Consider the following 19500-nt stretch of genomic DNA (forward strand, 5'->3'; position numbering starts at 1 on the left):
ACTCAATGAAAATCAAAGAGCAAACTAGGAAGCTAGCCGAAGGCTGTACTTGAGTACGGCAAGGCGAAGCTGACATGGTTTGAATTTGATTTTCGAAGAGTATTAGATTTTCACTTCGATCACAGCATCCCCCTTAGCAACTGAACCTGTTGCGACTGGAGCTACTGAAGCGTAGTCAGCTGTATTTGTAACGATAACCATTGTTGTATCATCAAGTCCAGCTGCAGCGATTTTGTTTGAGTCAAATGTTCCAAGAACATCGCCCGCTTTAACCTTGTCACCTTGAGCAACTTTTGCTTCAAAACCTTCACCATTCATAGATACAGTGTCAATACCAACGTGGATCAAAACTTCAGCACCATCAGTTGTTTTCAAACCAAAAGCGTGTCCTGTTGGAAATGCAATTGAAACTTCAGCATCAGCAGGTGCATAGACCACACCTTGGCTAGGTTTCACAGCGATACCTTGTCCCATAGCTCCACTTGAGAAGACTGGGTCATTGACATCAGCAAGAGCTACAACGTCACCGACGATAGGAGTTACAAGTGTTTCATTTTGAAGAGCTGCTGGAATGTTACCAGTTGTTTCTTCTTGGACCAAACGTTCTGTCTCTACTTCAGTAGCAACTTCTTTTTCATCCTCATAACCAAACATGTAAGTAAGAGCAAAACCAAGGGCAAATGATACAGCTACCATAAGAAGGTATAGTGGAAGTTGTCCATTACCTGCATAAAGCATTGTACCAGGGATGATAGTGATACCACTACCAGTACCAGCAAGCCCAAGGATTGAAGCCAATCCACCACCGATTGCACCAGCAATCAATGAAAGGAAGAATGGTTTACGGAAGCGCAAGTTCACCCCGAAGATAGCAGGCTCTGTAATACCGAGGAAGGCAGAAAGAGCAGCTGGGAAAGCAAGTGTTTTTAGTTTTGGATTTTTAGTTTTGACACCAACCGCAACAGTCGCAGCACCTTGAGCTGTCATAGCCGCAGTGATGATAGCGTTGAATGGGTTAGCATGGTCAGCAGCAAGCAATTGAACTTCAAGCAAATTGAAGATGTGGTGCACACCTGACACGACGATCAATTGGTGAACCCCACCAATCAAGAAACCACCGAGACCAAATGGCAAGCCAAGAATTGCTTTTGTACCGACAAGAATATAGTTTTCAACAACGTGGAAGACTGGTCCGATGACAAAGAGTCCAAGGATAGACATGACCAAAAGTGTCACGAATGGTGTTACCAAGAGGTCAATCACATCTGGAACAACCTTGCGGACAGCTTTTTCAAATTTAGCTCCGACAACCCCGATGATGAAGGCTGGAAGAACAGATCCTTGCAAACCAACAACTGGGATAAATCCGAAGAAGTTCATAGCAGTCACTTCACCACCTGAAGCAACTGCCCAAGCGTTTGGAAGTGAGCCAGAAACAAGCATCATACCAAGAACGATACCAACAGCTGGATTTCCACCAAATACACGGAAGGTTGACCACACAACCAAACCTGGCAAGATGATGAAGGCTGTATCTGTCAAGATTTGTGTGTAAGTTGCAAAGTCACCTGGAAGTGGCATTTCAAGAGCGTTGAAAAGACCACGCACACCCATGAAAAGACCTGTCGCTACGATAACTGGGATGATTGGAACGAAAACGTCACCGAAAGTACGGATAGCACGTTGGAACCAGTTCCCTTGTTTGGCAGCTTCTGCTTTCATGTCATCTTTAGATGATGTTGGCAAACCAAGCGCAACAACTTCATCGTACATTTTGTTAACTGTACCAGTACCAAAGATGATTTGGTATTGACCTGAGTTAAAGAAAGCACCTTGAACTTTTTCCAAGTTCTCAATCACTTCTTTATTGATTTTTCCTTCATCTTTTACCATAACACGGAGGCGAGTTGCACAGTGAGCTACACTGTTAACATTCTCACGTCCGCCCAAGGCATCGATGACTTTTTTTGCAATTTCCTGATTGTTCATTTGCAAAAATCTCCTTATAAAAAATTTATTCTTGTATGAAAGCGATTTTACTCGCCCTACGAGTATTATTTTATCATCTTTCAAAAATATGTCAAGCGTTTTGCAGAAAAAATATTTGTTTCTTAGAGTAAGGTCTTTTTTTGATAGATTTTGAGGGTTTCTTAAGAGATTCTTTAAAAAAATAGTTTAAAATGTGAGTTAAAAAGGGTTTTGTTTCACTTTCTTTCAATTTTATGTAGATAGATGATTGATTTTCTGGTTTCTTTTTATGATAAACGTTTGATAGGTTTTTCTCTTTTTTAACATAAATGGCTTGCATTTTTTACCGAAAACGGTTACTATTAAAAGTGATAAGATTATTGGAGGAATGAATGAATGGAATGGACAACTGAACGTCGTTACAGACTTTATCAAGATTGGACGCAAGAAGAAATTCAAAATATTAAGAAAAATATGGCACAATCTCCATGGCATACTCATTACCATGTTGAGCCAAAAACAGGACTTCTCAACGATCCAAATGGCTTTTCTTACTTTGATGGGAAGTGGGTTGTTTTTTATCAGAACTTTCCTTTTGGTGCAGCCCACGGTTTGAAATCTTGGGTTCAATTGGAAAGCGAGGATTTGGTTCACTTTAGAGAAACTGGAGTCAAAGTTTTGCCTGACACTCCATTAGATAGCCACGGTGCCTACTCTGGTTCTGCCATGCAGTTTGGGGATAACTTGTTCTTATTTTATACAGGAAATGTCCGTGATGAAAACTGGATCCGTCACCCTTACCAGATTGGGGCTTTGATGGATAAGGATGGCAAGATTACCAAGATTGACAAGATCTTGATTGACCAGCCAGCAGACTCTACTGACCACTTCCGTGACCCACAAATTTTTAACTTTAAAGGTCAATACTATGCTATCGTCGGTGGTCAGGACTTAGAGAAAAAAGGCTTCGTTCGTCTTTATAAGGCTGTAGACAACGATTACACAAACTGGCAGGAGGTTGGTGACCTTGACTTTGCTAACGACCGTACTGCCTACATGATGGAATGTCCAAATCTGGTCTTTGTCGGGGAGCAACCTGTCCTTCTCTACTGCCCACAAGGATTGGATAAGAAAGTTCTAGACTACGACAATATCTATCCAAATATGTTTAAGATTGGGGCTTCCTTTGACCCTGAAAATGCCAAAATGGTAGATGTGTCTCAACTTCAAAATATGGACTATGGTTTCGAAGCCTATGCAACTCAAGCCTTCAACGCTCCTGATGGACGCGCTCTAGCTGTTAGCTGGCTTGGCTTGCCAGATGTTTCTTACCCTTCTGACCGTTTTGACCACCAAGGAACCTTCTCTTTGGTCAAGGAACTCACTATCAAAGACGGCAAACTCTACCAATACCCAGTCGCAGCTATCAAGGACCTTCGTGCTTCTGAAGAACCTTTCTCTAACCGCGCCCAAACCAAGAACACTTACGAACTCGAACTAAAATTAGAAGCCAATAGCCAGAGTGAGATTGTCTTACTTGCTGATAAAGAAGGCAAGGGACTTTCCATCAACTTTGACCTTGTAAATGGTCAAGTGACAGTAGATCGTAGCCAAGCTGGAGAACAGTATGCCCAAGAATTTGGAACTACACGTTCTTGCCCTATCGACAATCAAGCTACTACTGCTACAATCTTCATCGATAACTCTGTCTTTGAAATTTTCATCAATAAAGGAGAAAAAGTATTTTCTGGTCGTGTCTTCCCACATGCGGACCAAAATGGTATCCTCATCAAATCTGGAAACCCAACTGGAACTTACTATGAATTAGATTATGGTCGCAAAATTAACTGATGTCGCCAAACTTGCAGGCGTCAGTCCTACTACCGTTTCTCGGGTTATCAATAAAAAAGGGTATCTCTCTGAGAAAACTATTCAAAAAGTCAATGAAGCCATGCGGGAATTGGGCTATAAACCCAACAACCTAGCTCGTAGTCTGCAAGGAAAATCGGCTAAGTTAATCGGCTTGATTTTCCCCAACATTTCCAACGTTTTCTATGCAGAATTGATTGATAAGCTGGAACACCAACTCTTCAAAAATGGGTACAAGACCATCATCTGCAACAGTGAGCATGACTCTGAAAAGGAACGCGAGTACATCGAAATGCTCGAAGCCAATCAGGTGGACGGCATCATTTCGGGTAGTCACAACTTGGGAATCGAAGACTACAATCGTGTGACGGCACCAATTATTTCCTTTGACCGAAATCTGTCACCAGACATTCCTGTCGTTTCCTCTGACAACTATGCTGGTGGGGTCCTTGCTGCCCAGACCTTGGTTAAGACAGGCGCCCAATCTATCATCATGATTACAGGGAATGACAATTCCAATTCGCCTACCGGACTGCGCCACGCTGGCTTTGCATCTGTTCTCCCAAAAGCTCCTATTATCAATGTTTCCAGTGACTTTTCTCCTGTAAGAAAAGAAATGGAAATCAAGAATATCTTGACTCGACAAAAACCAGATGCCATTTTCGCTTCGGATGACTTAACAGCTATTCTGGTCATTAAAATCGCTCAGGAGCTGGGCATTTCTGTCCCTGAAGAGCTCAAGGTCATCGGCTATGATGGGACCTACTTTATCGAGAATTACTATCCTCAACTGGCTACTATTAAGCAACCTTTGGAAGAGATTGCCTGCCTCACTGTTGACCTCCTCTTGCAAAAGATTGAAGGCAAAGAAGTCGCAACAACCGGTTACTTCTTACCAGTTACATTATTACCAGGAAAAAGTATTTAATACTCAATGAAAATCAAAGAGCAAACTAGGAAGCTAGCCACAGGCTGTACTTGAGTACGGCAAGGCGAAGCTGACGTGGTTTGAAGAGATTTTCGAAGAGTATAAGCACAAGAAAACTCAGAACAATCTGTCTGAGTTTTTTTATGATCTTAAATTTTCTAGATAGCGCTGGGCAGTCTCTAGGTTAAAGGTTTTATCTGCGATAAGCTGCTCGACTAGGGGAGCAACTTCAGACTCACTAGCACCTGCGAGGAGTGCTAAGGATTTGGCCTGCAATTTCATGTGGCCTTGCTGGATGCCTGTACTCACCAAGGCTTTGAGGGCTGCAAAGTTTTGGGCAAGCCCGATAGACACGATAAGCTGGGCTAATTCTTTGGCAGAAGGATTTCCCAGTAGCTCATGACTGAGGGCTACACGAGGGTTGAGACCGATAGAGCCACCCTTGGTCGCTACAGGCATGGGTAGGGTCATCTCACCAACCAATTCTTCTGTTTCCAGGTCCAGCGTCCATTGACTAAGACCTTGATAGTGTCCATCTCGACTAGCAAAGGCATGGGCTCCAGCCTCGATGGCACGCCAGTCATTACCAGTAGCAATTAAAATGGCATCAATACCATTAAAAATCCCTTTATTGTGAGTAGCTGCTCGGTAAGGATCAGCCTGTGCAAACTGACTAGCCAAAGCCATTTTCTCCGCAATTTCTCGTCCTTGATCCTTTTGGCGGCTCAAGTAGCGAAAGGCGATGCGACAGCTTGCCGTCACCAGAGAATCAGTCGCGTAATTAGACAGGATTCCCATAAGACTTTGTCCCTGACTCAGTTCTTCTAAGACTGGTTTCAAGGCCTCCAGCATGGTGTTGAGCATATTAGCACCCATGGCTTCCTGGGTATCGACATGGAGATACACAACGAGAAAGTCTGTTTCGCCTTTTATCTGCTCTACATGCAAATCACGCGCCCCACCTCCACGTTTAACGATAGAAGAATAGGCTTGATTGGCAAGCTCTAAGAGTTCTGCTTTCTTGCTGGCAATCTTCTCTTGCGCTTGTTTAGGATCAGCAACTTGATAAAGAGCTACCTGCCCAATCATCTGACGCTCATGGACTTGCGCAGTAAAACCGCCTGCACGCTTAATGATTTTACTGGCATAGCTGGCCGCAGCAACCACTGAGGGTTCTTCTGTCACATAGGGAACTGTGTATTCCTGACCGTTAACGAGAACCTCTGGAACCAACGAATAAGGCAGAGAAAAAGTTCCCACTACATTCTCACTCAGCTGGTTTGCGACAGTCACACTCATCTGTTCATCCTGCTCCAAACTCGCTTGTCTCTCAGGACTAAGGAGCGCCTGAGCTTTTAACAGCTCAAGGCGCTCATGGTATGATTTTTTAGAAAATCCATTCCAACTTATCTTCATTATTTTTCAACCTTGCTATAACGGCGTTGGTGGTCAACAATTTCAACCAAGGCAAAATCTTGATTTTCATAGCCAGCAAACTGGGCAGAATTTGTCTCATCTAAGTCTACTTCCTCAAAGAAGACTTTTTCATAGTCAGCAACAGACAGGGCAGTTCGTTGGTTGAGCTTATTCAAACGGTCTTTATCCAGATAAGCTTCGTATCCTTCAACCAATTCACCACTAAAGAACTCAGCTACGGCTCCACTTCCGTAACTATAAAGGGCAATTTTATCCCCAGCCTTCAAGCTATCTGTATTTTCCAAGAGAGATAGAAGCCCAAGGAAGAGAGAACCTGTATAGATATTCCCCACCTTTTGACTGTAGAGAATAGACTGGTCAAAGTGCTTTTGCAAGAGGTCCTTTTTCTCTTGAGGCAGGCTCTTATCCATGATTTTTTTTAAGCCTTTGAGTGCTAATTTAGGGTAAGGCAAGTGGAAGCAAACCGCCGCGAAATCATCCAAAGTAAGCTGGTAGCGTTTTTGGTATTCAAGCCAAGTCGTTTTCAAACTATCCAAGTATTGTTGGGTAGAATAGACACCATTTACATAAGGAGTTGTCGAGTAATTTGGACGCCAAAAATCCATGATGTCACGGGTTTGAGCTACATTGTCATTATTAAAGGCCATCATGCGTGGATTTTGTGTAATCAACATAGCCACACTGCCGGCACCTTGAGTTGGTTCTCCTGGAGTTTCAATACCGTATTTGGCAATATCACTGGCAATGACCAAGACCTTGGACTCTGGAGAATTTTCCACATGCAATTTGGCATAATGAAGGGCAGCTGTCGCTCCATAGCAGGCTTCTTTAATTTCGAAACTACGAGCAAAGGGCTGAATACCCAGCAAGCCATGCACAAAGACAGCTGCAGCCTTACTCTGGTCAATTCCTGACTCAGTCGCCACAATGACCATATTGATTTCTTGTCTTTCTTGCTCAGTTAAAATAGAGTCACTAGCACTGGCCGCCAAGGTCACGATATCCTCAGTTAAGGGTGCAATACTCAATTCCTCGAGTAAGAGTCCTTTGCTTAATTTTTCAGGGTCAATTCCCCTCGCTTCTGCTAAGTCTTGTAACTTCAAGACATATTGACTGGTCGCAAAACCAATCTTATCAATACCGATTGTCATATTTACCTCTGTTTTATCATTCATGTAAAAAATCGTTCAGTACTATTTTATCACAAATGGTAGTAAAAGAGAGAAAAAAGACTTGATTCACCAAATCAAGCCTCTTATTGGTCATAATTTTAAAGAATGATCAGTTGCTAGAGAGTTCACCAACATAAGTAGCTTTATAAGCCCCATTCTCAGTTATCAGTTCCTGGAGGATTAAATTTCCTGAGTAAGTCCTTCCCATCTCATCTACAAATTCTTGATAAAATTGACTAGTAGGAATTTCTCTGATATCCTTATCAAATGTCTTGTCAAGTGTTTTACTAACCTTTTCGGCAATGAACTGATTCTCTTGCAATCCACTTTGAAACTCTGAGCTCGAACTAGAAACCATGACTGGGATAAACAACAAAGTCAGTAGACTTACAAACAATAAGGAAAATAGTAATTTTTTCATGATTTTTCCTCCTTTCTATATATAGAATACTACATAGAGAAAGCGTTGTCAATGCATTTGTTTCATTTTTCAGAAAATTCTTTTATTTCTGTAAATTCCCCAATGCTCAATGTGTTTTTATATAATGATACAGTCTGAGAATCACTGTTCCACTAGCCATTCCAATGGAAATCACCAAAGCCAACATAACAACCAAGGTTGCACTAGCAATGGCATGACTGTAATCCCCCGTCACAAAAAAGGCAGTTGTCCGATAGGAGAGATAACCCGGAACCAGAGGTGCCAAGATGGCCAAGATAAAGACTACAGCAGGGGTCTTATAAAGAATACTTAAAATCTGGCTGACACAAGAACCGATAATGGCTGCAATAAAAGTAGCCACAATAACATTGGTCGGTTCCTTGAGCAAGAGATAAATCAGCCAGACAGCCATGCCCAAAATTCCTCCTGGTAAGAGCATAGAGCGTTGCACATTGAGTACGATTAGAAAAGTGATAATGGCAAGAAGACTTGCTACTGCTTGTAATAAAAAGGTTGTTAGTGTCATATTAGTTCATCAATACCAAGGCGACAGAAGTTCCTGCCCCTAAAGCAAGGGTAATGAGCAGGGATTCAAACATCTTACTCATACCAGAGTTTATGTGGTTGGTCATGATATCCCGAACCGCATTGGTCAAGGCAATACCTGGTACAAACGGCATGACCGCACCAGCTATAATCAAATCTGCCGTTGAAGGAAAGCCTGTATAGCGAGCCCAAAACTGGGCAATTATCCCAAAGACAAAGGCTCCAGCAAAGGCTGTCACAAAGGGAATTCGGATAAATTTTTCCACATAGAGGGAAAAGGCAAAACCAAATAAGGTCGCCACTCCTGCCCCAAGTGCGTCGTAGATATTTCCACTAAACATAACCGAAAAGAAAGGAGCACTTAAGGTCGCAGCTAAAGTTACCTGCAACTTGGTATAGGGAAGGGGTTGGGCTTGCAAGGCCGTCAATTGCTTAAAGGCTGTTTCTAAATCAATCTGCCCCCCAACCAGCTGACGAGAAATCTGGTTGACATCGCAGACTTTTTCGATGTTATAAGAAGAGGAGGTCACGCGCTTCATGCGCGAAATATTGGTATTTTCAATGGAGAAAAAGATGGCAGCAGGCATAGCAAGAACATTGCAATCCACAATCCCCTGCGAATGCGCAATCCGAATCATAGTATCTTCTACACGATGGATTTCTGAGCCACTTTTAAGGAGAATAGTCCCCGCTAGCATAATCACATCAATGACGGCATTTAATTCTTTTGATTCTTCCATGCTTGCCTCCTTTTATCAACTCCTTCTATTCTATCACAAATCCGGACTCAAAAAAAATCTTTGCCACGAAATCATGACAAAGATTGATTACTTATTTTGATTATCCATCTGATTTTAAGGAGTAGCTGAACTTGTTTTAGGTTTGTAGATTGAAATCTTGACCCTTGTCTTATTGAGGTCTACCTTTTCACCTGCTCTAGGACTTTGTTCAACAACCATGCCTTCTGCACTATCTGCAGGCGCTTTCGTCACTTCTACAACTTCTATATTGGCTTCCTTAATCCCAACAATTTGAATCAAATTGTTCTTAGTAAACTCCAAGCTGGAACCAATGTAACTCGGCATGGCAACACTTGTAACTTTTTTAGCTACTGTCAAGACGATTTGAGTAGGTTTACTCAAATCATAAGAGATACCTGCACCTGGACTTTGTTTCATAATCGTTCCTGGTTCGCTTTCGCTGGACTCTTCTTCCTCTATCTTAATCAAATTCTCAGGAACCTTCTTCTGCTTGAGCTCTGAGATTACTTCTGTAGAGTTCCGTCCAATATAGTTCCCTAATTGAATCGTCGTAGCTTTTTTAGCTACTGTCAAAACAATTTGAGTTGCCTTGCTCAAATCATAGGTTGTTCCGGCAGCTGGACTCTGTCTGAGAACAGTTCCTGCTTCGCTCTCACTTGATTCCTCTTCCTCAATTTTAATGAGATTTTCAGGAACCTTCTTCTGCTTGAGTTCTGCGATAACATCTGTCGATTTACGGCCGATATAATTACTAATTTGGAAAGATTGCTTGCCTGATGAGACAACCAAATTGATTTTCGTTCCTTCTTTTCGACCAGTTCCAGCGTCAGGATCTGTACGAATAATCCGCCCTTCTTCCACCTTTTCACTAGCCTCTGATTTCTCCTCGCCAATCTCAAAATTGGCTTTCTTGAGGGTTTCCTTGGCTTCCACCACTGTCTGACCTGCCACATTTGGAATAGCAATGGTTGCAGGAGTTCTGGATAGTATCCAAATAAGAGAAGCTGCCACCAATACAATGCTGGCCAACAAAATCATATAGCGAACTCTAAATTTCCGTTTCTTAACAGGTTTGGTTGCGTAATTGTCTTCCAAAACCTGCTGACTCGGTTTCGCAGTCTGTGGCTTCGGACTTTGTGTTTGCACCTTAGGAATCGAAGTCAAGGTACTCTGGGATACTTTTGGTAGTGTCTTGGTGTCCGCCTTAGTAGTATCATTAAATACCAGTTTAGGCTCATTGCGACGATTGTAAGACAAGCTACTAGACAAGTCCACATACATCTCTGCAACTGACTGATAACGATCTGTCAATTTCTTGGCAGTTGCCTTGATAACAACATTCTCCAAAGCCTGAGGTACAGATGGATTTTCATCAATAACTGACGGCAGTGGTTTCTGGAAATGCTGGAGGGCGATGGTCACCGCACTATCCCCATCATAAGGGATATGACCTGTCAGCATCTCATAGAAAATAATCCCCATGGCATAGATATCACTTTGTACAGTCGCCTTCGAACCACGCGCCTGCTCTGGTGACAAGTAATGAACTGAACCCAGCATCGAGTTAGTCTGAGTCAGACTCGTCTCAGCAAAGGCTACTGCAATCCCAAAGTCTGTAACCTTGACAGTCCCATCTGGTGTCAAGAGGATGTTTTGAGGTTTCAAGTCCCGGTGAACAATTCCTCTGGTATGGGCCAAACGCATGGCTAGGAGGATTTGTCCCATAATACGGACGGCCTCTTCATTAGAAAGAGGATAGTGTTCCTTGATATAGCGTTTGAGGTCAAGTCCAGCCACATATTCCATAGCTAGGTACTGTTGACCGTCTTCCTCGCCAATATCTGTTATCCGAACGATATGAGGATGGTCTAAATCTGCCATAGCTCTCGCTTCACGCTGAAAACGAGCCACAGCTATCGGGTCCGTCTGGTAGTTGGTCCTCAGAACCTTCACTGCCACTTCTTCCCCATCTAAGATTAAGTCTTTGGCTAGGTAGACATCCGCCATGCCTCCTCGACCAATCTGTTTGACAATCCGATAGCGTCCGGCAAAAATCTTGCCGATTTGGATCATTCTGCATCCTCCTCGTTCATAGAAACAAGGGCAACCGTAATGTTGTCTAAACCTCCTGCATTGTTAGCAAAACGAACAAGTGTCTCCGTTTTATCTGCTAAAGGAATATCACTGGTTACAATATCACGAATCTCACTGCCTGAAATCATGTTGGTCAAGCCGTCACTATTGAGCAAGAGATAGTCACCTGACTCAAGGATCACTGTCCCAAAATCAGGCTGAATTTCATCTTTTTGACCAATAGACTGGGTGATAATATTTTTTTGCGGATGAGCTTCTGCCTCTTCTGGTGTCAATTGACCAGCCTTGAGCAATTCATTGACCAAAGAATGGTCGCTCGTTAACTGATGGTATTCTTCTCCACGAATCAAGCCGATACGCGAATCACCAATATGAGCATAGATAGCCTGATTGCCAATAATAGCAACAGCTTCTAGAGTTGTTCCCATTCCTTTATAGGCATCATCTTGCCCAAGTTGATGAATCTTTTGATTTTCAATTTCTAGGTAATTGGCGAACCATTCACGCACTTCATTGACTGTATCGATTTGGGTATCAACCCAAGCTATACCTAGGTCTGTTACCGCCATTTCACTAGCGATATTCCCTGCGCGATGACCTCCCATCCCATCAGCTAAAATAATCATAGTACGTCCAGCTCTATTGACATAGTGGTTGACATAGTCTTGGTTATTTGTTCGTTTCTGACCAACATCTGTTAATAATGAAATTTCCATGTGTCAGTTCCTTCCTAATCCGATATCTTGCGAAATTGACTGATGAAGAATCCATCACTTCCATACAATTCAGGTGTAATGAGGATACAGCCGTCTTTCATGATATCCTTACATTCATGTTCTAGTTTTACCTGCTCGAACTCAGGATGACTTTCTAAAAACGCCTCAACGACTTGAAAATTCTCCTCTGAGACAATAGTACAGGTACTATAAGTTATTATACCACCTTTGCCTAGTGTTTGACAAACACTACCTAATATTTCTAGCTGAATTTCCTGCAAGGACGCGAAATCTGCCGTTTCTTTATTGTATTTGATGTCTGGTTTTCGACGCAGAAGACCGATTCCTGAACAGGGAGCATCCACCAAAATCTTATCAAATGAATCCTGACCAAAAAACTCATGCACCTTTCTGGCATCCAATTTTTGCGTTTGAACCCGATCTGCAACTCCTAAACGTTGAGCATTTTCTTGGATTAAGTCCAACTTGTGATCGTAAAGGTCCAAAGCCGTAACCTGACCTGTCGTAAGATAAGAGGCTATATGGGCTGTTTTCCCACCTGGAGCCGCACAGGCATCTAGAACCTGCTCATTGCCTTGTAAATCAAGAGTTGGCGCAACCAATTGACTAGACTCGTCTTGGATGGTAATGGCTCCCTCCGCAAACAAATCATGGCCTGCAAAATGCCCCTGCTCCTTAACCAATCCAGAAGGAGACAAGGATGAATCACTGGCCTCCAACAAGGTTTGGATTTCCTCTTTTCGACTTAGGTCTGTTACACGAATACTGGCCTTGTTTCGCACCAAGAGACTTTCAAAAATAGCCTGTGCTCGCTCCTCTCCGTATTCTTCCTTGAGCTTAGCAACTAGCCAAACAGGAAGGGAATAGGCAATGGAGTCACGCTTGTTTTTTCGTTTGATGCTGGCAATATCTGGCCAGCCTTCACGCAGAATACGACGAAGGAGGGCATTGACCAATTTTTCACTGCCTTTTTTACGGACTTTGGCCAATTCTACTGCTTCATTGACCACAGCATGGTCTGGAATTTTGTCCAAATAGCGAAGCTGGTAGGCACTCATGAGAAGAAGGACATAGAGCCAACTGTCTAACTGGTCTCTGTCTTCGATAAAGTGTGATAGGTACCATTCCAGAGTCAGTTTACGGGCTACCGTTCCATAGACCAGCTCGGTAACCAAGCCCTTGTCTGCTGCCGAAAGTTGACTTCCCTTGAGATGCTTATTTAAGGCGATATTTGAGTATGCTTGATTGATAAAGACATCCTCTAGCACTGATAGGGCTAAACTTCTATCCGTTTCTACTTTAGTCACCAAATCGTTCTCCTACAGTCAATGTACGTCCAACTCCGTTTAGGAAGGAAGCAATGTCCATCTTAGGTTTACCAGCTGGCTGCACTTGTTTGAGGGATAGAGCCCCTTCTGCCGTTGCGACAATCAATTCTTTCTTGCCGATAGAGAGGATCTCACCTGGATTTCCCTGACCTTCTACTGGTAGGGCTTCATAAATCTTAAAGCGGTCGCCCTTGAGAAAAGTATGGGCAACAGGCCAGGGGTTCATTCCACGGATTTGGTTAAAGAGTTGACGATTGGCTTTGTTCCAGTCTAATTTTTCTTCTTCTGGCTTGATATTTGGAGAGAAAGTAACCTGACTTGGATCCTGAGGTTCAGGTTTGATATCGCCAGCAATGTAGGCAGGTAGAGTATCCAAAAGCAAATCACGACCAACAAACGCTAATTTCTCAAACAAGGTTCCGACATTGTCCCCATCTGTGATCGGAATGCTGCGACGAGAAATCATATCCCCTGCATCCATTTCCTTAACCATTTCCATAATGGTCACACCAGCTTCCTCATCCCCTTGAATCAAGGCATAATGGATAGGCGCACCACCACGGTGTTTAGGAAGGAGGGAGGCATGAACGTTGACCGCAAAGTCCATGCTATCAAGGAGTTTACTTGGGAGAAACTGCCCAAATGCAGCAGTGATAATCCCATCCGCTCCCAAATTCATAATCGCTTCCATTTCTGGACTTCCAGATAATTTTTCAGGTTGGTAGATAGGAAGACCTGCTTCCTCGGCAGCCTGCTTGACTGGGGTTTCTTGAATCACTTTTTTACGGCCGACAGCACGGTCAGGCTGGGTCACAACGGCTAGAATCTCATAGCGGTCATCTGTCAAAAGTCCTTTTAAGACTGTTGCTGAAAAATCGGGTGTCCCCATAAAGATTAATTTTGTCATATCTTCTCCTTCTTATAAAAATTGTTGCGGCTCATGGTCAATGCTGAGACGGAGCTCACTATTTTCCCGTTCTTGAGTCAAGGCCAAGACCTGGTTGAGGGTCGGCCCCAGCTCATCTTCTAAACGGTATTTAATTAAAATCTGGTAATGATAGAGGTTGTGGGTACGAGCAATCGGTTTCGGCGTCGGCCCAAGGATGTTACTGGTTTCAGACAAGCCTGACCGCAAAATGTTCATGACTTCATAGGCACGTTTGACCACCTCTTCTTCTTTCTTGTGAGAAAGGGTAATGCCAATGGTAAAATAGTAAGGCGGATAACCAAGTTGTCGTCTGATACCCATTTCATAGGTATAAAAGCCCTCGTAATCCTGATCCTTGGCAAATCGAATAGCGTAGTGCTGAGGATTGTAGGACTGTATCAGGACCTGACCAGCTTTTTCAGCACGACCTGCTCGGCCTGCCACCTGGGTCAAGAGTTGAAAGGTTCTTTCAGAAGAACGGAAATCAGGCAGATTTAAGGCCGTATCCGCATTGAGCACTCCGACTAGGGTTACATTGGGAAAATCCAAGCCCTTTGCAATCATCTGAGTACCTAGCAAAATATCTGCTTCTCCTCTTCCAAACTGGTCAAGAAGAGCTTGGTGACTACCTTTCTTACGAGTCGTGTCCACATCCATCCGCAAAATGCGGGCCTGGGGAAAGAGTTCTGCCAGCTCGTCATAAGCCTTCTGAGTTCCTGTCCCATAGTAACGAATACTTCGACTCTTACAGTTAGGACAGATCTGAGGAATGTCCTTCGAAAAGCCACAATAATGGCAGTTCATGGTCTTGGTATCCATGTGCAAGGTCAAGGAAATGTCACAGTTGGGACAAGTATCCACAGTTCCACACTCCCGACACATAACAAAGCTAGAATAGCCACGACGATTGAGCATGAGAACTACCTGCTCTTTTTTAGCTAGACGGTCCTGAATAGCTTCTAACAAAGGTGGCGTAAAGTTTGACGTCTCATTTTGTCCGATATAGTCCCGAAAGTCAATCACTTGAACCTCAGGGATCGTAGCTAAAGGATTGGCGCGTTGGGTCAGACGTAAATGTTGATAAACGCCTTTTCCAGCTCGAGCACGGCTCTCCAGACTAGGGGTTGCTGAACCAAGTACCAGAGCTGCTTGATTATACTGAGACCGTAAAATGGCTACTTCTCTGGCATGGTAACGGGGATTGCTGTCCTGCTTATAAGTCGCTTCATGCTCTTCATCGATAATCATGACACCTAGATTTTTCAGCGGAGCAAAGATGGCTGATCTAGCACCAACCACAACTTGGGCATCGCCGCGTTCCACCTTGCGCCATTCATCATACTTTTCACCATTAGACAAGCCTGAGTGAAGAATGGCTACCTTGCCTCCAAAACGTGCTATAAAACGCTCCGTCATTTGTGGAGTCAAGGAAATCTCAGGCACCAGCAAAATGGCTGTTTTACCCTTATCCAAGGCCCCTTGGATAATCTGCAAGTAAACCTCGGTCTTCCCACTCCCTGTAATCCCTTGAAGGAGGAAGGGAGGCTGATGACTGCCAATCGCACCCACAACCGCATCACGCGCCTGTCTTTGTTCTGGATTCAGTTCCAAAGGTCTACTTGCCTCAATACCTTCAAAATAAGCAGCCGAGCGTTGAACTTCCTTTTGGACTATGGAAACAGCACCTTGTTCCACAAAGAAGTTGACTTGGTCCCGCGAATAGGACTCTAACAAACTAGCCAAGGAATCACTCTCAGGATGAGACAGCAAGTAATCTCTCAATTCCAACTTTTTCTTGGCACGTGTAGAAATCTCTACACCTTCTAATTGAGCAAGGTCAACCTCATACCAAGACTGGGTCTTGACCTTCTTTTGATCGACCGCCTGATATTCCAGACCAAGCAAGCCTTTTCTAGTCAAACGCATCATTTCAGCTTGCTTAGCTAAATCCAGAGAAGAAAAGGCTAGCGAATCTTCTGAACCAAACAAGCGCTCTCGGTCTTCCTGACTCAGACCTGCTTTAGGATAGAGAATTTTGTCATAGCTGGAGTTCAGAAATCCCGGCAACATAGCCTTGAGGATGGAAATTTTATAGGAGAAGACAGATTTGCGTAACTCCTCAGCCAGCCAGAGTTGTTCTTGCGTGAGAACAGGAGAAAAATCCAGCACCTCTGCAATATCTTTTAAATATTGCTCCATCTCTTCTTCATCTGGTTGGGACTCCAAACCAAGAACAATCCCTTGAATCAGGCGATTGCCCTTACCAAAGGGCACATGAACCCGCATCCCAACTTCCAGCATTCCCTCAAACTCCTCAGGAATTCTGTAACTATAGGGCTGGTCTGTCTGCATCAAGGGCACATCTACAATAATCTTAGCTATGGCCATCTTCTCACCTCCTCCTTGTCAGTAGATTCTTGCAATAGAAAAAATAAGATTGAGTCCCCCCAACCTTAAATTTTTTCACCATCTTCTTTTTCTTTAGCGATTTGCTCTTTGATTTTCTTTTCTTCTTCTTCTTTGCGGCGTTTTTCTTCTTCGATACGGCGACGTACTGCTTCACGTTTCCCTTCTGGGTCTGGATGAATTGTTACGTTGCCTGATTCGATTTCTTCTAGAGCGCGAAGAGTTGATTTTTCAGACTTGAAACCTTGAGTTGCTGGCGCACCTGCTTCCAATTCGTGGGCACGTTTTGCTTCCAAGATTACGAGTGAATATTTTGAAGGAACCTTGTCGAGCAAGGTATCAATAGAGGGTTTTAACATCATTTGCTTGTACCTATTTTCTAAATTTTATCGAGTAGTTGGAGACTTTGGTAACATCTCCTGATAGTGACCAATGACACGATCCACACGGAAGTGCTCTGCTTCGATCACACGTTTGACACGCTCAGCAGCTAGGGGCACCTGATCGTTGACAATCGCATAATCATACTCACGCATGAGAGCAATTTCTTCCTTGGCCTTTTCGATTCGTTGGGCAATCACTTCTGCACTATCTGTTCCACGTCCTACCAAACGATCTTGTAATTCATCCAAATCTGGTGGTGTCAGGAAGATAAAGACAGCATCTGGAACCTTTTTCTTGACCTGAAGAGCACCCTGAACCTCAATTTCAAGGAAAACATCGATTCCCTTGTCCAAGGTTTCATTGACATAGGTCAGAGGAGTTCCATAGTAGTTGCCGACATATTCTGCGTATTCCAACATCTGTCCTTGACGAATCAGCTCTTCAAACTCTTCGCGAGTACGGAAGAAATAGTCAACACCGTCCACTTCTCCAGGACGTTGTGCGCGTGTCGTCATCGATACAGAGTATTGAAATTGATTTTCAGAACTCTCAAAAATCTCTCTTCTAACCGTTCCTTTGCCAACCCCTGAAGGACCAGAAAAAACGATTAGTAAGCCTCGGTCTGCCATTGTGTCTCCTTTTAGTCAGTCTGTAAAAATAAAATAAAATCTTCCTTCAGATAGTAGCATTTTACACAAACTATCCTTCTACAGTCTTTCTATCTAGTGTAACAAAAAAGCAGTAATTTTTCAACTGCTCTTTCTTATTTATTTAGCATAATCTACTGCACGAAGCTCGCGAATCACGGTTACCTTGATATTTCCTGGGTAATCGAGATTGTTTTCAATTTTCTCACGAACTTTGTGAGCTAAGATTGTGACTTTGTCGTCCTTGATTTGTCCTGGATTGACCATGATACGGATTTCACGACCTGCTTGAAGGGCAAAGCTATTTTGTACCCCTTCAAAGCCGTTAGCAATTTCTTCCAAATCATGGAGACGCTTGATATAGCTTTCAAGAGACTCACTACGAGCACCTGGCCGGGCTGCACTCAAGGCATCTGCCGCAGCAACGATCACTGCAATGACACTTTCTGCTTCGACATCGCCGTGGTGGCTAGCGATCGTATTCACCACAACTGGGTGTTCCTTGTACTTACGTGCCAATTCCATACCGATTTCAACGTGGCTACCTTCAACCTCGCGGTCAATAGCTTTTCCGATATCGTGAAGGAATCCAGCACGACGGGCAAGAGCCGCATTTTCACCAAGTTCGCTGGCCATGATACCAGCCAACTTAGCAACCTCAATCGAATGACGCAAGACATTTTGTCCATAAGAAGTACGGAACTGCAAACGTCCCATAATCTTCATCAAGTCTGGATGAAGGTTTGGCGCACCAATCTCATAGGCTGCTGCCTCACCGTATTCACGGATCTTATTGTCAATCTCTTGACGGTTTTTCTCAACCAACTCTTCGATACGAGCTGGGTGGATACGACCATCTTTGAGCAACATTTCCATAGTCATACGTGCAATCTCACGACGAATCGGGTCAAATCCTGACAAGGTCACCACTTCTGGCGTATCGTCGATAATCACATCGACCCCTGTCAAACTTTCAAAGGTACGAATGTTACGACCTTCACGACCAATAATGCGTCCCTTCATAGTATCATCTGGCAGATGAACTGTTGAGTTTGTCGACTCCGCTACATATTCACCAGCGATACGTTGCATAGCTTGAACCAGGATGTCCTTGGCCATTTTGTCAGAACGTTCCTTGACCTCTTGCTCAGCTTCGCGAATGCGGCTAGCAATCTCCTTGGTCAAGTTTTCCTCTGTCTGTGCCAAGATAATATCTCGTGCTTCTGCCTGAGACAGGGCACCAATACGCTCTAGTTCTGCTTCTTTTTGTCTTTCGACTTCCTCTAATTGCTCTTCACGCGCATCAAGGTTTTTCGCTCTATCAGAAATACTTTGTTCTTTTTGTTCAAGTGTTTGTTCTTTACTCGTCAAATTGTCGTCCTTACGGTCAAGGCTAGTAGCTCTCTCTGTCAAACGACTTTCGATTTGTTTGAGTTCTTGACGTTCTGATTTGAATTCAGCGTCCACTTCTTCACGGTATTTTCTGGCTTCTTCTTTGGCCTCCAATAGTGCTTCTTTTTTAAGAGACTTGCTTTCACGTTTGGCTTCATTAACAAGTAAATCCGCTTCACGCTCAGCTTGTCCACGTAAATTAGTTGCTTCTTGTTCAGCATTTAAAAGCATCAACTCTGCAGCTTCCTGAGATGATTTCATCTTAGCTGAGATGCTGACATATCCAATGACTAAACCAATGATGACGGCAAAAACAGCAATCGCAAGCGACATGATTTCCATGTTTTTACCTCATTTTATTGTTATTCCGAATGACATACATTCTTTTACATTCTACCATAAAAAAGTGATTTTCACAAACCTAAAATAGAATATGTTTTGGGGAAATTAGCGTGAATTTT

General features: G+C 43.4%; 16 protein-coding genes. 2 read left to right on the forward strand and 14 right to left on the reverse strand.

From position 1 onward, the window contains the following. Positions 1-102 precede the first annotated feature (102 nt). Positions 103-1989 carry a sucrose-specific PTS transporter subunit IIBC gene (locus tag HT714_RS00115; protein ID WP_173226837.1) on the reverse strand — a complete coding sequence of 629 codons (1887 nt, stop codon included), beginning with the start codon at positions 1987-1989 and terminating at the stop codon, positions 103-105. A 375-nt stretch (positions 1990-2364) separates the two neighbouring features. Here HT714_RS00115 and HT714_RS00120 point away from each other — a divergent pair, with 375 nt between their 5' ends. Both HT714_RS00120 and HT714_RS00125 read left to right on the forward strand, forming a co-directional pair. Continuing rightward, positions 2365-3819 carry a glycoside hydrolase family 32 protein gene (locus HT714_RS00120; protein ID WP_173226839.1) on the forward strand — a complete coding sequence of 485 codons (1455 nt, stop codon included), beginning with the start codon at positions 2365-2367 and terminating at the stop codon, positions 3817-3819. After that, a complete protein-coding gene (locus HT714_RS00125; RefSeq protein WP_000226009.1) occupies positions 3800-4765 on the forward strand; it encodes a LacI family DNA-binding transcriptional regulator in 966 nt (321 codons plus the stop codon). Before HT714_RS00120 ends, HT714_RS00125 begins: the two co-directional genes overlap by 20 nt. 141 nt (positions 4766-4906) lie before the next feature. Here HT714_RS00125 and HT714_RS00130 read toward each other — a convergent pair whose 3' ends face one another. The 13 genes from HT714_RS00130 to HT714_RS00190 form a co-directional block, all read right to left on the reverse strand. Continuing rightward, entirely contained in the window at positions 4907-6181 is a 1275-nt protein-coding gene (locus tag HT714_RS00130) for a hydroxymethylglutaryl-CoA reductase, degradative (RefSeq protein ID WP_173226841.1), read from the reverse strand. Next, complete coding sequence (locus HT714_RS00135) at positions 6181-7353, reverse strand: hydroxymethylglutaryl-CoA synthase (protein ID WP_173226873.1); 1173 nt, start codon at positions 7351-7353, stop codon at positions 6181-6183. Before HT714_RS00135 ends, HT714_RS00130 begins: the two co-directional genes overlap by 1 nt. Positions 7354-7483: 130 nt before the next feature. Further along, the gene (locus tag HT714_RS00140) at positions 7484-7732 is read right to left on the reverse strand and encodes a hypothetical protein (protein ID WP_173226876.1); all 249 of its coding nucleotides are present in this window, start codon (positions 7730-7732) and stop codon (positions 7484-7486) included. Between the two features lie 169 nt (positions 7733-7901). Continuing rightward, positions 7902-8342 carry a threonine/serine exporter family protein gene (locus HT714_RS00145; RefSeq protein ID WP_000176930.1) on the reverse strand — a complete coding sequence of 147 codons (441 nt, stop codon included), beginning with the start codon at positions 8340-8342 and terminating at the stop codon, positions 7902-7904. Position 8343: 1 nt separating this feature from the next. Continuing rightward, positions 8344-9102 (reverse strand): threonine/serine exporter family protein, encoded by a 759-nt coding sequence (locus HT714_RS00150; RefSeq protein ID WP_173226843.1) that lies wholly within the window; start codon positions 9100-9102, stop codon positions 8344-8346. A gap of 114 nt (positions 9103-9216) precedes the next feature. After that, positions 9217-11196: a Stk1 family PASTA domain-containing Ser/Thr kinase gene (pknB, locus tag HT714_RS00155; protein ID WP_173226845.1), complete on the reverse strand. Its 1980-nt coding sequence runs from the start codon at positions 11194-11196 to the stop codon at positions 9217-9219. Then, positions 11193-11933, reverse strand: coding sequence for a Stp1/IreP family PP2C-type Ser/Thr phosphatase (locus tag HT714_RS00160; RefSeq protein ID WP_173213045.1), 741 nt, complete (start codon positions 11931-11933; stop codon positions 11193-11195). Before HT714_RS00160 ends, pknB begins: the two co-directional genes overlap by 4 nt. A gap of 14 nt (positions 11934-11947) precedes the next feature. Beyond that, complete coding sequence (rsmB, locus tag HT714_RS00165) at positions 11948-13261, reverse strand: 16S rRNA (cytosine(967)-C(5))-methyltransferase RsmB (RefSeq protein ID WP_173226847.1); 1314 nt, start codon at positions 13259-13261, stop codon at positions 11948-11950. Then, on the reverse strand, positions 13254-14189 hold the full coding sequence (gene fmt, locus HT714_RS00170) for a methionyl-tRNA formyltransferase (protein ID WP_173226849.1): 936 nt from the start codon (positions 14187-14189) through the stop codon (positions 13254-13256). The genes rsmB and fmt overlap by 8 nt, the downstream gene beginning before the upstream one ends. Positions 14190-14201: 12 nt before the next feature. Beyond that, complete coding sequence (locus HT714_RS00175; RefSeq protein WP_173226851.1) at positions 14202-16598, reverse strand: primosomal protein N'; 2397 nt, start codon at positions 16596-16598, stop codon at positions 14202-14204. Between the two features lie 65 nt (positions 16599-16663). After that, entirely contained in the window at positions 16664-16978 is a 315-nt protein-coding gene (gene rpoZ, locus HT714_RS00180; RefSeq protein WP_000979235.1) for a DNA-directed RNA polymerase subunit omega, read from the reverse strand. Positions 16979-17002: 24 nt separating this feature from the next. After that, on the reverse strand, positions 17003-17629 hold the full coding sequence (gmk, locus tag HT714_RS00185) for a guanylate kinase (protein WP_000775041.1): 627 nt from the start codon (positions 17627-17629) through the stop codon (positions 17003-17005). A 138-nt stretch (positions 17630-17767) separates the two neighbouring features. Continuing rightward, complete coding sequence (locus tag HT714_RS00190; protein ID WP_000404934.1) at positions 17768-19381, reverse strand: ribonuclease Y; 1614 nt, start codon at positions 19379-19381, stop codon at positions 17768-17770. Positions 19382-19500 lie beyond the last annotated feature (119 nt).

It is taken from the genome of Streptococcus sp. 3705 (assembly GCF_013277145.1).
GTDB lineage: Bacteria > Bacillota > Bacilli > Lactobacillales > Streptococcaceae > Streptococcus.

Coding starts and splice junctions, on each gene's coding strand:
- pknB (WP_173226845.1), bottom strand. CDS start 11,196: ATGATCCAAATCGGCAAGATTTTTGCCGGACGCTATCGGATTGTCAAA.
- HT714_RS00190 (WP_000404934.1), bottom strand. CDS start 19,381: ATGGAAATCATGTCGCTTGCGATTGCTGTTTTTGCCGTCATCATTGGT.
- gmk (WP_000775041.1), bottom strand. CDS start 17,629: ATGGCAGACCGAGGCTTACTAATCGTTTTTTCTGGTCCTTCAGGGGTT.
- HT714_RS00125 (WP_000226009.1), top strand. CDS start 3,800: ATGGTCGCAAAATTAACTGATGTCGCCAAACTTGCAGGCGTCAGTCCT.
- HT714_RS00140 (WP_173226876.1), bottom strand. CDS start 7,732: ATGGTTTCTAGTTCGAGCTCAGAGTTTCAAAGTGGATTGCAAGAGAAT.
- HT714_RS00175 (WP_173226851.1), bottom strand. CDS start 16,598: ATGGCCATAGCTAAGATTATTGTAGATGTGCCCTTGATGCAGACAGAC.
- HT714_RS00120 (WP_173226839.1), top strand. CDS start 2,365: ATGGAATGGACAACTGAACGTCGTTACAGACTTTATCAAGATTGGACG.
- HT714_RS00130 (WP_173226841.1), bottom strand. CDS start 6,181: ATGAAGATAAGTTGGAATGGATTTTCTAAAAAATCATACCATGAGCGC.
- HT714_RS00115 (WP_173226837.1), bottom strand. CDS start 1,989: ATGAACAATCAGGAAATTGCAAAAAAAGTCATCGATGCCTTGGGCGGA.
- HT714_RS00135 (WP_173226873.1), bottom strand. CDS start 7,353: ATGACAATCGGTATTGATAAGATTGGTTTTGCGACCAGTCAATATGTC.
- HT714_RS00160 (WP_173213045.1), bottom strand. CDS start 11,933: ATGGAAATTTCATTATTAACAGATGTTGGTCAGAAACGAACAAATAAC.
- fmt (WP_173226849.1), bottom strand. CDS start 14,189: ATGACAAAATTAATCTTTATGGGGACACCCGATTTTTCAGCAACAGTC.
- rpoZ (WP_000979235.1), bottom strand. CDS start 16,978: ATGATGTTAAAACCCTCTATTGATACCTTGCTCGACAAGGTTCCTTCA.
- HT714_RS00145 (WP_000176930.1), bottom strand. CDS start 8,342: ATGACACTAACAACCTTTTTATTACAAGCAGTAGCAAGTCTTCTTGCC.
- HT714_RS00150 (WP_173226843.1), bottom strand. CDS start 9,102: ATGGAAGAATCAAAAGAATTAAATGCCGTCATTGATGTGATTATGCTA.